Source organism: Brachybacterium sp. NBEC-018 (assembly GCF_024860185.1).
Taxonomy (GTDB): domain Bacteria; phylum Actinomycetota; class Actinomycetes; order Actinomycetales; family Dermabacteraceae; genus Brachybacterium; species Brachybacterium rhamnosum.
Genome location: NZ_CP100650.1, coordinates 2,940,128 through 2,953,553, shown reverse-complemented (window position 1 = coordinate 2,953,553; position 13,426 = coordinate 2,940,128). Strand labels below are relative to the sequence as shown.

Below are 13,426 nucleotides of genomic sequence, written 5' to 3'. Positions count from 1 at the left end.
TCACGTCCACGAGGGCAGCCACATGCGCCACTGCCACTGCTCGAGGTCGATCACCTGGCCGGTCCAGATCGGCCAGAAGAACGCGGAGACCATGACGATCAGCGTCAGCAGGGAGCCGACGAAGAGCCCGCCGGCCAGACGCCTCTCCCGCTCCGCGCCCGGCGGGCCCAGCAGCAGCCCCAGCACGTAGGCGAGGCACAGCACCACCCACGGCTCGAAGGCGACCGTGTAGAAGGTGAAGATCGTGCGGTCCATGTACATCAGCCACGGCAGGTAGCCGCCCACGATGCCCGCGAGCGCCGCGGCCGCGCGGCCGTCGCGGTGGCGGATCGCGAGGACGACGCACGCGAGGATCGCGAGGGTGCCGAGCCACCAGATCAGCGGGTTGCCGACGGAGAGGATGTGGGACGCGCAGCGTGCCACCTCGCAGCCGTGCTCCCCGTAGTCGTAGCCGCGGTAGTAGAAGTTCGTGGGCCGGATCATCAGCAGCCAGCCCAGCGGGTTCGCCTGGTACGGGTGCGGGGTGTCGAGGTGGACGTGGAAGTCGTACGCCTGGGCGTGGTAGTGCCACAGGGACCACAGGGCGTCCATCACGGCGTTGCCGCTGCCGCCGCCGGGCTGCTCGGCCGCCCACTGCCGGTCGTAGCCCTTGGTGCTCGCGAACCACCCGGACCACGAGAGCAGGTAGGTCAGCAGTGCCACGCCGACGGTCGAGAGGAAGGCCGGGACCGCGTCGAGCACGAGGCCGCCCGTGAACCAGCGCCGCTCGCCGATCGCGCGCCGTGTCCACCAGTCCCACAGCACGATCATGATCCCGAAGGCCGCGAGGAAGTAGAGGCCGGACCACTTCACGCCGCACGAGAGGCCGAGCATGACGCCGCCCACGATCCGCCAGGGGCGCACGCCGCCCGGCAGGCCGAGCGCGGGGGAGGCCTCCGCGGCCACGTGGAGGCGGGCGGCGAGCTGCGCCATCCGCTCCCGGTGCAGGTCGCGGTCGATGAGCAGCGCGCCGAAGCCCGCGAGCGCGAAGAACATGAGCACGAGGTCCAGCAGGCTCGTGCGGGACTCGACCAGGTGCACCCCGTCCACGGCGAGCAGGAGCGCCGCGATGAGCCCCACGGTCGTCGAGCGGAACAGGCGCCGGCCGATCCTCGCGACCATGAGCACGCTGATCGCGCCGAGCAGGGCCACGGAGATCCGCCAGCCCCACGGGTTGTCGGCCCCGAGCAGCTCCATGCCCAGGCCGATCACCCATTTGCCGACGGGCGGATGCACCACGTAGGCGCCGGTGTCCTCGTAGGTGTCGACCTCCCCGCGCTCCCAGGCGGCGTCGGGCTCGTCCGGCCAGTCCATCTCGACACCCTGCTGGGTGATCGTGTAGCCGTCCTTGACGTAGTAGGTCTCGTCGAAGATCAGCTCGCCGATCGAGCCGAGACCCCACAGGCGGAGCACGAGCGCGAGCCCGAACACCGCGAAGGCGGCGGCCCAGGCCCAGCGGGAGAAGGGCAGCGACGGGGCGCCCAGGCGCCGGCGGTACGAGTCGAGCACGGCGGCGGGCTCGTCGTCGATGTCGGCGCGGTGGCGCGCGTCGGGGGCCGTCTGCACCCGGACATGCTAGGTCATCGCCCCTGGGGACCTGCGGACCGGCCCTAGCATGGACCCCATGCTCGAACCCGGAGTCCTCACCCTCGCCGCCACCCCGATCGGCAACCCGCTCGACGCGAGCGTGCGGCTCCTGCGGGCCCTCGAGCAGGCGGAGCTGATCGCCGCGGAGGACACCCGTCGCCTCCACCGGCTCGCCGACACCCTCGAGGTGACCCTCACGGGGAAGGTGCTCAGCTATCACGAGCACAACGAGGCCGAGCGCACGGACGTGCTGCTCGAGGCGCTCGGGGCGGGCCGCTCGGTGCTCGTGGTCACCGATGCGGGCATGCCCGTCGTCTCCGATCCCGGGTTCCGCGCCGTGCAGGCGGCGGTCGAGGCCGGGCACCGGGTCACGGTGATCCCGGGGCCCTCCGCCGTGCTCACCGCGCTCGCGGCCTCCGGGATCGCGCCGGACCGCTTCAGCTTCGAGGGATTCCCGCCCCGCCGGGACGGGAAGCGCCACGCGACCTTCGCCCCGCTCGCGGAGGAGCGGCGCACGATGGTGTTCTTCGAGTCGCCGCGGCGCACGGCGGCGACGCTCGCCGCGATGGCGGAGGACTTCGGGCCGCAGCGGCGCGCGGCGGCCGCGCGCGAGCTCACGAAGACCTACGAGGAGGTGGTCCGGGGGACCCTCGCCGAGCTCGTCGCCTGGGCGGAGAGCACGGAGGTGCTCGGCGAGATCGTCATCGTCGTCGCGGGCGCCGAGCCGCGGGCGGCGAGCGCCGAGGAGCTCCTCCCGGTCGTGCTCGAGCGGGCGGCCGCGGGGGAGCGGCTCAAGGAGGCGGCGAAGGCGGTCGCCGCCGGGGCGGAGGGCGTCAGCTCCCGCGAGCTCTACGACCTCGCCCTCGCCGCGCGCGCCTGATCCGCGCGCGGAGCAGGGGAGCACGACGGAGCCCCCGGTCGATGACCGGGGGCTCCGTGGATGCTGCGCTGCGGGCTCGGCCCGCCGCGATCAGTCGTCGATCGAGAGCAGACCGCGCTGGTAGGCCTTGGCCAGACGACGCGGCACGGCGGCGCTGCGGCCGCGGACGGTGACCTGCACGAGGTCGGCGTTGTTCGCCTTCCACTGCGAGCGGCGGGACCGGGTGCGAGCCCGGGACATCTTGAACTTGGGCACTGCCATGGGAACGCTCCTTGACGGTCCGGAGGATGAACGAGCGAAGGTGTCCGCCCCGAGCAGCGACCCGGACCCGTATCACGAGAGGGGCGCTCGGGTGCCGGTGAGGACACGCAACGAGGAATCATTGTGCCACAGCGCCGAGGTCGGCGCCCCCTCGCAGGAGGTGAGGTGGCCCACCTGGTCGCGTATGCCGCAGGTCGGACCGGACCGGCGGGGCGCGCGCCCCGGAGATCCTACGATGAGCGCATGCCGCCAGCCGAGAACCCCCTGCCCGCTCCCGTGCGCGCCCGCGAGGACATCGACCCCCGCGGCAGGTCCCGCGACCGCTCCTGGCCCCCGGCCCCCGCGCCGCTGCCCGTGCCCGTGGTCGACAACCACTGCCACCTCGACTTCTCCGACGGCGACGAGCAGCGCGACGTCCACGAGCACGTGCGACTCGCCCGCGAGGCCGGCATCGAGGGGCAGATCACCATCGGCTCGGACATGCTCGCCGCCCGCTGGACCGCGGAGCTGCTCGCCTCCCCGCACTGCCCGCCGTCCCTGCGCGGCGGCGTCGCCGTGCACCCGAACGAGGCACCGCTGCACGCGCGCGGCCACGACCACGAGGGGCGCGCCCTGTCCTCCCTCGACGAGGCGCTCGCGGAGACCGCGGACCTCCTGCGCGGTCCCGGCATGGTCGTCGTGGGGGAGACCGGGCTCGACTGGTTCCGCACCTCCCGGGACGACGACGCGGCGCGCCGGGCCCAGATCGACTCCTTCCGCGCGCACATCGCGATGGCCAAGGAGCTGGATCTCCCGATGCAGATCCACGACCGCGACGCCCACCAGGACGTGCTCGACGTGCTCGACGCGGACGGCGCCCCCGAGCGCACGGTCCTGCACTGCTTCTCCGGGGACGCGGCGTTCGCCCGCGCCTGCGCCGACCGCGGCTACCTCCTCTCCTTCGCCGGCACCGTCACCTTCAAGAACTCGACCGGCCTGCGGGAGGCGCTCGCGGAGGTGGGCCTCGGCCAGGTGATGGTCGAGACCGACGCCCCCTTCCTCACCCCCGTGCCCTATCGGGGCCGCCCCAACTCCTCCTACCTGATCCCGCTCACCATGGCGACGATCGCCGAGGTGACCGGGGCGACCCTCGAGGAGGCCTGCACCGCGGTGAGCGCGACCACCCGGCAGGTCTACGGCCCGATCGGGGCGGCGGCATGAGCGCGGCGGAGGGCCCGGGGCCCCTGCTCAGCGCCCGCGACATCCGGGAGCTGGCCGCGGCGGCCGGCATCCGGCCCTCGAAGCAGCGCGGTCAGAACTTCGTCATGGACCCGAACACCGTCCGCACGATCGTCGAGCGCGCGGGTCTCGAACCCGGGCAGGCGGTGCTCGAGGTGGGGCCGGGGCTCGGCTCGCTGACCCTGGGCCTGTTCGAGGCGGGGGCCGATGTCGCCGCGATCGAGCTGGACCGCGGGCTCGCGGAGCTGCTGCCCGCGACGCTCGCCGCCCGGGGCATCGACGAGGAGCGCTTCCGGCTGCTCCACGCCGACGCGCTGCAGGTCACCGAGCTGCCCGTGCTGCCGCGGGCGGGCGTGCCCACGGCGCTCGTCGCGAACCTGCCCTACAACGTCGCGACCCCGATCCTGCTCACCGCGCTCGAGCGCTTCGCCTCCCTGCGCACGGCCCTCGTGATGGTGCAGACCGAGGTCGTCGAGCGGCTCTCCGCCGGCCCCGGGTCCCGCATCTACGGGGCGCCCAGCGTGAAGGCCGCCTGGTACGGGCGGGCGGAGCTCGCGGGCCGCATCTCCCGGCAGATCTTCTGGCCCGTCCCCAACGTCGACTCCGCGCTCGTGCGGCTGGTCCGGCACGAGGTGCCGCTGGGCGACGACGCGGAGCGGATCGCCGTCTTCGCCGTCGTCGACGCCGCCTTCGCCCAGCGCCGCAAGACGCTCCGCGCGGCGCTCGGCACCTGGGCGGGCAGCCCTGCCCGGGCCGAGGCCGTGCTGCGGGAGGCCGGGATCGACCCCGGCGCCCGCGGTGAGACGCTCGACGTGGACGGCTTCCGCGCGATCGCCCGCGCCGATGCGGTGGTCGACCGATGACGGTCCCGGCGGCCCTGCCGCGCCGCGTGGTCGTGCAGGCCCCCGGCAAGATCAACCTCTCCCTCGCCGTGGGGGCCGTCGACGGCCGCGGCTACCACGAGCTCGCGACGGTGTTCCACGCCGTGGACCTTCTGGAGACGGTGACCGCCCGCGCGGTCGACGGCGAGGAGCTCACCCTGGCCGTCGACTCGGACGTCCCCGGGGACGTCCCGCTGGACGGCACCAACCTCGCCCTGCGCGCGGCGACCCTGCTGCGCGAGCGCACGGGCACCCGGCGCGGCGCGGCGCTGCACGTCGACAAGCGCGTCCCGGTCGCCGGCGGCATGGGCGGGGGCTCGGCCGACGCCGCCGCGGCGCTCGTCGCCCTCGACGCGCTGTGGGGGCTGGACCTCGGTGCCGCCGCTCTCACGGAGCTCGCCGGGGAGCTCGGGGCGGACGTCCCCTTCGCCCTCCTCGGCGGCACCGCCCTGGGCCGCGGGACGGGCGGGGACCTCACCCCGCTGCGGACGGGCGGCGATCCCCGGTGGGTGCTCGCCGTCCCCGGCGGTCACCTCTCCACCCCGGCGGTGTACCGGCGCGCCGACGAGATCGCCGACGCCTCGGGACGCACCCTGCCCGCGCGCCCCGAGGTCGATGCCCGCCAGCTCGACGCGCTCGCGGCGGGGGACACGACGCTGCTCGCCGCGACCCTCTCCAACGACCTGCAGGAGGCGGCGCTGAGCCTGCACCCGGGTCTCGCCCCGGTCCTCGCCGCGCTGCGGGACGCGGGCGCCCCGGGCGCCCTGGTCTCCGGCTCGGGGCCGACGCTCGCCGCCCTCGCCCGGGACGAGGCGCAGGCCCGCGCGATCGCGGAGCGCGTGCGCAGGGCGGGCGCCGTCGAGCAGTGCCTCCTCGCCCGCGGCGGCGCGCCCGGCGCCCGGGTGCTCGAGCAGGACTGACCGCGGCCGGGGGAGGGGCCCGCCCCGGCCGGAGGGATCAGCCCAGCTGCTCCGAGAGCTCGAGCCAGCGCTCCTCCGCGCGGTCGTTCTCGTCCTGCAGCGCGGTCATCTCCGCGGTGAGCGCGGCGAGCCCGGTGTAGTCGGACTGGTCGTGCTCGGCCATCCGCGCCACGAGCGCCTCCCGCTGCGCGGCGAGCTTCCCCATCCGCCGCTCGAGCGCGGAGAGCTCCTTCTGGGCGTCCCGCTGCTCCTTGCCGCTGAGGACGGGGGAGGCCGGGGCCCCGGCGGGGTCGGGGCTCCCGGAGGCGGCCGGTGCGTCGGGCGCCACGTCGGCCGCCCGCTCCTGCTGCTCGCGCAGGGAGAGGTACTGCTCCACGCCGCCGGGGAGGTGGCGCACGTGCCCGTCGAGCACGGCGTACTGCTGATCGGTGACGCGCTCGAGCAGGTAGCGGTCGTGCGAGACGACGAGCAGCGGGCCCGGCCAGGTGTCCAGCAGGTCCTCCATCGCCGCGAGCATGTCGGTGTCCATGTCGTTGGTAGGCTCGTCGAGCACGAGCACGTTGGGCTCCTCGAGCAGGGTCAGCAGCAGGTCCAGCCGTCGCTGCTGCCCTCCGGAGAGGGCCTTGACCTGCACCTTCTGATGGGCTGTGGTGAAACCGAGTCGCTCGAGCAGCTGGCCGGGGGAGACCTCGTCCTTCCCGGCACGGAAGGTCGTGCGGTAGCGGCCGACGACGTCGCTGATGCGCTCCTCGCCGAGGTCCGCGAGCCCTTCGAGCCGCTGGGACACCTGGCGCACCGTGACGGTCTTCCCGCGCTTCACCCGCCCGCTCATCGGGGTCACGGTGCCGCGCACGAGGCCCAGCAGCGTGGACTTCCCGGCGCCGTTGGGGCCGAGGATCCCGATCCTGTCCGCCGGGCCGATGTGCAGCGTCACGTCCTCGATCACCGGCGTGCCGTCGTAGCCGGCGGTCACGTCGAGCACGTCGATGACGTCCCGGCCCAGCCGGGAGGTCGCGAGCTGCGTGAGCTCGACGGTGTCGCGCACGGGCGGCTCCCCGGCGATGAGCTCGTTCGCCGCGTCGATGCGGAACTTCGGCTTCGAGGTGCGCGCGGGGGCGCCGCGGCGCAGCCAGGCGAGCTCCTTGCGCATGAGGTTCTGGCGCTTGGACTCGATCGCCGCCGCCTGCCGGTCGCGCTCGACGCGCTGGAGCACGTACGCCGCGTAGCCGCCCTCGAAGGGGTCGACGACGCCGTCGTGCACCTCCCACATGCGGGTGCACACGGCGTCGAGGAACCAGCGGTCGTGGGTGATGACCACGAGCCCGCCGTCGCGCACGGACCAGCGCCGGCGCAGGTGCTCGGCGAGCCAGGCGATGCCCTCGACGTCGAGGTGGTTGGTGGGCTCGTCCAGCAGCAGCACGTCCCAGTCGCCCACGAGCAGCTCGGCGAGGTGGACGCGCCGCAGCTGGCCGCCGGAGAGGGCGGTGAGCTGCAGGTCCAGGTCGATGCCGCCGAGGAGCCCCGCCAGCACGTCCCGGATCCGCGGGTCCGAGGCCCACTCGTGCTCGGGACGGTCGCCCACGACGCGGTCGCGGACGCTCACCCCGGGTGCGGCGTCGTCCTGCTGGTCGAGCACGCCGACGCGCACCCCGCCGCGCACGGTGACGCGACCGGAATCGGGGGTGCGCTCGCGCGAGAGCAGGCGCAGCAGGGTGGACTTGCCGTCGCCGTTGCGGCCCACGACGCCGATGCGGTCGCCCTCGTCGATGCCGAGGGTCACGTCGTCCAGCAGGACGCGGTCGGGGAGGGCGAGGTGGAGCGACTGGGTGCCGAGCAGGTGGGCCATGCAGGAGGGTCCTCAGGGACGAAGTGACGGGGTGATGACGGGGTGGTGACGAGCGGAGCCGCGGGGCCGGGGAGGTCAGTCCCCGGGGCGGGCGTCCGCCTCGAAGGTGAGCAGCAGCTCGCGCAGCAGACGGATCAGCAGGTCCTCCTCGCCGTCACCGAGCGGGGCCAGGAGCTCCCGCTCCGCCGCGAGCAGGCTCTCCATCGCGGCGTCGACGCGCGCGGCGCCCTCAGGATGCAGCCGCACCTCGACCGCGCGCCCGTCACGGGGCGAGCGGGCCCGGGTGACGAGGCCCTTGGCGACGAGCTTGTCGAGCCGGGCGGTCATGGTGCCGGAGGTCACGAGGGTCTGCTGCATGAGCGCCCCCGCGGAGAGCGCGTCGTCCCCGCTGCGGCGCAGGGCGGAGAGCATGTCGAACTCCCAGCCCTCGAGCCCGGCCCCGGCGAACGCCTCGCGGCGCGCGCTCTCGAGATGACGGGCGAGGCGCGAGATGCGCGAGTACACCTCGAGCGGTCGGGTGTCGAGATCCGGTCGGGCGCTCGCCCACCCGCGCACGATCCGCTCCACCTCGTCGGTCGGGGCGGTCGGCGCGGCCGCTCCGGGCGTCTCGGAGTGCTCGGTGGAGGCGGAGGACATGGGCGTGAGTCTAGAGGGCGACCCGTGCCGGGACCGATCAGGCGTCGGCGCCGCCACGGAGCACGGGCTTCTTCTCCATCGCCGCGAGCCCGAACCAGGAGAGGTTCACGAGCCGCGCGGCCAGGACCTCCTTGGAGGGCTTGTGCGTCTCCAGCCACCACTGGCCCGTGTACGCGACCATGCCCACGAGCATCTGCGCGTACACCGGGGCGTCCTTCGTGGGATAGCCGCGCAGCTTGAGCTGGGCGGCCAGGATCCCCTCGACGCGGCGGGCGACGTCGCTCAGCAGCGAGGAGAAGGTGCCGCCGCTCTGGCTCACGGGGGAGTCCCGCACGAGCATGCGGAAGCCGTCCTCGTTGTCGTCGATGTAGGAGAGGAAGGCGAGCGCCGCGCGCTCCATGAGCACCCGCGGGTGCGAGCGCTGGTCCTGGAGGGACCGCTCGAGGGCCGCGAGCAGGGCTCCCACCTCGCGGTCCACGATGACGGCGTACAGGCCCTCCTTGCCGCCGAAGTGCTCATAGACGACGGGCTTGGAGACCTTCGCGCGGGCGGCGATCTCCTCGACGCTCGCGGCGTCGTACCCCTTCTCCGCGAAGAGGCGGCGACCCACGGCCACGAGCTGCTCGCGACGCTCCCGGCCGGTCATCCGGACGGAGCGCGGGCGCGGGGCCTGGTCGTTCGCCATGGGGCGAGTCTGGCACAGGCCGCGCGCTCCCGGCGGCGGTCGGGATCCGCGGCGGATAGGATCGGTGCGGCCTCGCGCCGGTCGCCGTCGGCCCCGCAGGGAGTCCCCTGCAGCCCGCCCGCGGACCGTCCGGTGCGCGTCCTTCCGCCATGGTGTAATCGGCAACACCTCAGATTTTGGTTCTGATGTTTCAGGTTCGAATCCTGATGGCGGAACGCCCTCCGCCTCCCCGTCCGGGGATGGAGATGTCGTCGATCCCGAGGAGCAGCCCCCGTGGAAAACCCCGCACCCGCCGCCGTGGTGGTCCTGGCCGCCGGGGCCGGAACCCGCATGCGGTCCCGGACCCCCAAGGTCCTGCACGAGATCGGGGGCCGCTCGCTCCTGGTCCACGCCGTGACCGCCGCCGAGGGCACCGGGCCCGGTGAGCTCGTCGTCGTGCTCCGCCACGAGCGCGACCGCGTCGCCGCCCACCTCGCCGACCACGCCCCCGAGGTCACCGTCGCCGACCAGGACGAGGTCCCCGGCACCGGCCGCGCCGTGCAGTGCGGCCTTGAGAAGGTCGCCGCCGCGACCGGGACCGTGCTCGTCACCTACGGTGACGTCCCGCTCCTCGAGCCCGGCACGCTGCGCGAGCTCGTCGCCGCCCACGAGCAGGCCGGCGCCGCGGTCACCGTGCTCACCGCGAAGGTCCCCGACCCCACCGGCTACGGCCGCATCCTCCGCAGCCAGGACGGCGCCGAGGTGCTCGGGATCGTCGAGCACAAGGACGCCACGGAGGAGCAGCGGGGGATCGACGAGATCAACTCCGGCATCTACGCCTTCGATCTCGCCGTGCTCCGCGACGCGCTGGGCCGCATCACGACGGACAACGCCCAGGGCGAGATGTACCTCACGGACGTCCTCGCGATCGCCCGCGAGGACGGCGGCTCGGTGCGCGCGCTCGTCACCTCCGATCTCATGATGGTCGAGGGCGTCAACGACCGCGTGCAGCTCGCGCAGCTCGGCGCGGAGATGAACCGCCGCATCCTCGAGCGCCACATGCGGGCCGGTGTGACGATCGTGGACCCGGCCACAACCTGGATCGACGCCGACGTCACCATCGGCCAGGACGCGATCATCCGCCCCGGCGTCCAGCTCCACGGAGCGACGGACATCGGCGAGGACGCCGAGATCGGCCCGGACACGACCCTGCGGGACACCGAGGTCGGCGCCGGGGCGAGCGTGCTGCGCTCCCACGCGGTGCTCGCGGAGATCGGCCCGGGCGCGACCGTCGGCCCGTTCTCCTACCTGCGCGCGGGCACCTCGCTCGGCGCGAAGGGAAAGATCGGCGGCTTCGTCGAGACGAAGAACGCGCGGATCGGCGAGGGCGCGAAGGTCCCGCACCTCAGCTACGTCGGGGACGCGGAGATCGGCGAGGGCACCAACATCGGCGCCGCGACGATCTTCGCGAACTACGACGGCGTCGAGAAGCACCGCACCACCGTCGGCCGCCACGTCCGGGTCGGCTCGGACAGCGTGCTCGTGGCCCCCGTCACCATCGGCGACGGCGCCGCGACCGGCGCCGGCACCACGGTGCGCAAGGACGTGCCGCCGGGGGCGCTCGCCGTGAACGCGGGCTCGCAGCGGAACGTGGAAGGATGGACCCTGCGACGCCGTGCGGGGACCGAGGCCGAGGCCGCGGCTCGTGCCGCCCTCGACGGGACGGATCCCTCCGCCGCCGACGCCGCGTCCGGAACGGCCGAGGGCCACAGCGACGACAGCAAGGAGCAGGGGCAGCGATGAGCGGAATCGTCACCACGGGGGAGAAGCGGCTCGTGCTCGCCTCCGGCAGGGCCCACCCGGTCCTCGCGCAGGAGGTCTCCCAGGAGCTCGGCGTCGAGGTCCTCCCGATGGACGCCTGGGACTTCGCCAACGGCGAGATCTACGTGCGCTACGGCGAGTCCGTGCGCGGCAGCGACGCCTTCGTCCTGCAGTCCCACCCGGCGCCCATCAACACCTGGGTGATGGAGCACCTGATCATGATCGACGCGCTCAAGCGGGCCTCCGCCAAGCGCATCACCGCGATCTCCCCGAGCTTCCCCTACGCGCGCCAGGACAAGAAGCACCGCGGCCGCGAGCCGATCTCCGCCCGCCTCATGGCGGATCTCTACGAGACCGCCGGCATCGACCGCATGATGTCCGTGGACCTCCACGCCCCGCAGGTGCAGGGCTACTTCAGCCGGCCGGTGGACCACCTCATGGCGCTCCCGATCCTCGCGGACTACGTGAGCCGGAAGTACGGCTCCGAGGACATCGCCGTCGTCTCCCCGGACGCCGGGCGCATCCGCGTCGCGGAGCAGTGGGCCAAGCGCCTGGGCGGCGTGAACCTCGCGTTCATCCACAAGTCCCGGGACCCGAAGCGGCCCAACCAGGCGGTCGCGAAGCGCGTGATCGGCGACATCTCCGGCAAGACCTGCATCCTCGTGGACGACATGATCGACACCGCCGGCACGATCGTGCAGGCCGTCGAGGCGCTCACGAAGAACGGCGCCTCCTCGGTCGTCATCGCGACCACGCACCCGATCCTCTCCGATCCGGCCGCGCAGCGCCTGCGCGACTCCGGTGTGCGCGAGGTGGTCTGCACCAACACCCTCCCGATCCCCGAGGAGAAGCAGTTCGAGGAGCTCACGCAGCTCTCGATCGCGCCGCTCATCGCCCGGGCGATCCGCGCGGTCTTCGACGACGGCTCGGTGACGAGCCTCTTCGACGGCGAGGTCTGAGGCCCCGCCCGGGACAGCCGTCGCGCGCAAGGGCCCGCATCCCAGACCGGGGATGCGGGCCCTTCCGTCGTCCGGGCCGTGCCCGGCCCGGCAGGAGCGCGGCTCAGATCAGCCAGGCCGCGCGGTCGCCGACGAGCCGGCGCCACGCGGCGCCGAGGCCCAGGTGGTCGCCCGCGCCGACGGCGGCGAGCGCGACGACGAGCACGCCGTGCACGAGGTGCTCGTCGATCACCGGGTTCGTGGTGAGCGGGAACGAGGCGAGGTACATGAGCGCGTACATCGCGGCGCCGGAGACGGCGGCGATGCGCATGCCGATCCCGAGCACGAGCGCCATCCCGATCCCGAGCAGGCCCGCCATGAACAGCACGTCGGTGACGGGGTTCAGGGACAGCCAGAACCGCCACAGGCCCGCGAACGGGTTGCCCGCCTCGATCGCCCCGCCGAGGAAGCCGGCGGTCGGGGAGCCGCCGCGGATCCAGGCGCGGTCCGCGGGCGTCGCGAAGCCGAGGCCGACGGTCTTGTCGAGGAATGCCCACAGGAAGGTGAGGCCCAGCAGGATGCGGACCACGCCGAGCAGCGTGAGACCCGCGCGGGCGGGGGCGGCGGTGCCGCGGGCGGAGGTGGCGGCGGAGGAGGAGGGGACGGCGGTGGTCATGATCTTCCCGGTGTCGGGACGGAGGCTCGCTCCGTCGGCTGTCGCTGACGTGATCGAGACTAGGGAGCCCTGCAGGTCGCAGGACGGGACCAGCGTCCCTGCCCGGAGCGCGTGCGCCGGGCACCCGAGCAGCGATCGTCGTCACCTCCCGTGCGGACCGGGCGCCGGTGCGTGCTATCTTCTCGAGGTCACTTCGGCGAGGGGACGCCCCGGGCGTCCCGTGATCGACGCGGTGCGGTCCCTCCGGCGCTCGGCGCCGGATCGGGTCCGTCGTGTCCTCGCCCCGCGATGCACGACCCCCGATCACGAGGAGAACCCCCATGGCTGAGACCCTGAACGTCGAGCTGCGCGACGAGTTCGGCAAGGGCGCCGCCCGCCGCATCCGCGCCGAGCACAAGATCCCCGCCGTCCTCTACGGCCACGGCGAGGCCCCCCTGCACCTGGTGCTCCCGGGCCACGAGACCGCGCTGGCCGCCCGCAACTCCAACGCCCTGCTGGACCTCCAGCTGGCCGACGGCACCTCGCACCTGGCGCTCATCAAGGAGATCCAGCGCCACCCGCTGCACCGGACCCTCACCCACCTCGACCTCATCATCGTCAAGCGCGGCGAGAAGGTCGAGGTCGACATCCCCGTGACCGTCACCGGCGAGCCCGTCGCCCCGGCGATCTCGGTCGTGGACCTCCAGGCCCTCACCCTCTCCGTCGACGCCCTCCACGTGCCCGAGCACGTCGAGATCTCCGTCGACGAGAAGGTCGACGGCGACCAGGTCTTCGCCGGCGACGTCACCCTCCCCGCCGGCGCCGAGCTGGTCACCGACGCCGAGCTGCTCGTCGTCGCGATCCAGATCCCGCGCGTCCAGGAGGAGCCGGAGGCCGAGGACGCCGAGGGCGCCGAGGGCACCGACTCCGAGGCTGCCGAGGAGGAGTCCTCCGAGCAGGAGTGACGATCCTCGGATCACACCGACCCGCCGGGGCGTCGCGCAGCAGCGCGGCGCCCCGGTAGGTTTCTCCCGGGGCCCCGGTATGCCGGAGGCCCCTCTCGTCATGTTCAGGAGGAGC

General features: G+C 73.8%; 13 protein-coding genes and 1 tRNA gene. 8 read left to right on the top strand and 6 right to left on the bottom strand.

Going from position 1 to position 13,426, the window contains the following annotated elements; all coding sequences use genetic code 11:
- Window positions 1-1,605, bottom strand: a complete 1,605-nt coding sequence (locus tag NLU66_RS13370; protein ID WP_259360137.1) for a dolichyl-phosphate-mannose--protein mannosyltransferase — start codon at window positions 1,603-1,605, stop codon at window positions 1-3.
- 49 nt (window positions 1,606-1,654) lie between these two features.
- Between NLU66_RS13370 and rsmI the strand changes: the two genes are divergently transcribed.
- The gene (gene rsmI / locus NLU66_RS13365) at window positions 1,655-2,506 is read left to right on the top strand and encodes a 16S rRNA (cytidine(1402)-2'-O)-methyltransferase (protein ID WP_259360136.1); all 852 of its coding nucleotides are present in this window, start codon (window positions 1,655-1,657) and stop codon (window positions 2,504-2,506) included.
- A 90-nt stretch (window positions 2,507-2,596) separates the two neighbouring features.
- On the opposite strand, the gene rpmF is transcribed toward rsmI, so the two are convergent.
- Window positions 2,597-2,767: a 50S ribosomal protein L32 gene (rpmF, locus tag NLU66_RS13360; RefSeq protein ID WP_137771014.1), complete on the bottom strand. Its 171-nt coding sequence runs from the start codon at window positions 2,765-2,767 to the stop codon at window positions 2,597-2,599.
- Between the two features lie 243 nt (window positions 2,768-3,010).
- Between rpmF and NLU66_RS13355 the strand changes: the two genes are divergently transcribed.
- Genes NLU66_RS13355 through NLU66_RS13345 form a run of 3 tightly spaced genes read left to right on the top strand, consistent with a single transcriptional unit; the run spans window position 3,011 to window position 5,786 of the window.
- Window positions 3,011-3,967, top strand: coding sequence for a TatD family hydrolase (locus NLU66_RS13355; protein ID WP_259360135.1), 957 nt, complete (start codon window positions 3,011-3,013; stop codon window positions 3,965-3,967).
- On the top strand, window positions 3,964-4,848 hold the full coding sequence (rsmA, locus tag NLU66_RS13350; protein WP_259360134.1) for a 16S rRNA (adenine(1518)-N(6)/adenine(1519)-N(6))-dimethyltransferase RsmA: 885 nt from the start codon (window positions 3,964-3,966) through the stop codon (window positions 4,846-4,848). The genes NLU66_RS13355 and rsmA overlap by 4 nt, the downstream gene beginning before the upstream one ends.
- Entirely contained in the window at window positions 4,845-5,786 is a 942-nt protein-coding gene (locus tag NLU66_RS13345) for a 4-(cytidine 5'-diphospho)-2-C-methyl-D-erythritol kinase (RefSeq protein ID WP_259360133.1), read from the top strand. The genes rsmA and NLU66_RS13345 overlap by 4 nt, the downstream gene beginning before the upstream one ends.
- A 37-nt stretch (window positions 5,787-5,823) precedes the next feature.
- Here the strand turns inward: NLU66_RS13345 and NLU66_RS13340 are convergent, their stop codons facing one another.
- The 3 genes from NLU66_RS13340 to NLU66_RS13330 all read right to left on the bottom strand — a co-directional run bounded on the left by NLU66_RS13340 (window position 5,824) and on the right by NLU66_RS13330 (window position 8,953).
- Window positions 5,824-7,632 carry an ABC-F family ATP-binding cassette domain-containing protein gene (locus tag NLU66_RS13340; protein WP_259360132.1) on the bottom strand — a complete coding sequence of 603 codons (1,809 nt, stop codon included), beginning with the start codon at window positions 7,630-7,632 and terminating at the stop codon, window positions 5,824-5,826.
- Between the two features lie 75 nt (window positions 7,633-7,707).
- Window positions 7,708-8,268 carry a MarR family winged helix-turn-helix transcriptional regulator gene (locus NLU66_RS13335; protein WP_259360131.1) on the bottom strand — a complete coding sequence of 187 codons (561 nt, stop codon included), beginning with the start codon at window positions 8,266-8,268 and terminating at the stop codon, window positions 7,708-7,710.
- A gap of 37 nt (window positions 8,269-8,305) precedes the next feature.
- Entirely contained in the window at window positions 8,306-8,953 is a 648-nt protein-coding gene (locus NLU66_RS13330) for a TetR/AcrR family transcriptional regulator (RefSeq protein ID WP_259360130.1), read from the bottom strand.
- Window positions 8,954-9,096: 143 nt separating this feature from the next.
- Here NLU66_RS13330 and NLU66_RS13325 point away from each other — a divergent pair.
- The 3 genes from NLU66_RS13325 to NLU66_RS13315 all read left to right on the top strand — a co-directional run bounded on the left by NLU66_RS13325 (window position 9,097) and on the right by NLU66_RS13315 (window position 11,712).
- Window positions 9,097-9,168: transfer RNA gene (locus tag NLU66_RS13325), tRNA-Gln, on the top strand.
- A 58-nt stretch (window positions 9,169-9,226) separates the two neighbouring features.
- Window positions 9,227-10,735, top strand: coding sequence for a bifunctional UDP-N-acetylglucosamine diphosphorylase/glucosamine-1-phosphate N-acetyltransferase GlmU (gene glmU / locus NLU66_RS13320; protein WP_259360129.1), 1,509 nt, complete (start codon window positions 9,227-9,229; stop codon window positions 10,733-10,735).
- Window positions 10,732-11,712, top strand: a complete 981-nt coding sequence (locus NLU66_RS13315) for a ribose-phosphate diphosphokinase (protein ID WP_259360128.1) — start codon at window positions 10,732-10,734, stop codon at window positions 11,710-11,712. Before glmU ends, NLU66_RS13315 begins: the two co-directional genes overlap by 4 nt.
- 103 nt (window positions 11,713-11,815) lie before the next feature.
- On the opposite strand, the gene NLU66_RS13310 is transcribed toward NLU66_RS13315, so the two are convergent.
- On the bottom strand, window positions 11,816-12,367 hold the full coding sequence (locus NLU66_RS13310; RefSeq protein ID WP_259360127.1) for a hypothetical protein: 552 nt from the start codon (window positions 12,365-12,367) through the stop codon (window positions 11,816-11,818).
- 320 nt (window positions 12,368-12,687) lie between these two features.
- On the opposite strand from NLU66_RS13310, the gene NLU66_RS13305 reads away from it, so the two are divergent.
- Window positions 12,688-13,311 carry a 50S ribosomal protein L25/general stress protein Ctc gene (locus NLU66_RS13305; protein WP_259360126.1) on the top strand — a complete coding sequence of 208 codons (624 nt, stop codon included), beginning with the start codon at window positions 12,688-12,690 and terminating at the stop codon, window positions 13,309-13,311.
- The last annotated feature ends 115 nt before the right edge of the window (window positions 13,312-13,426 follow it).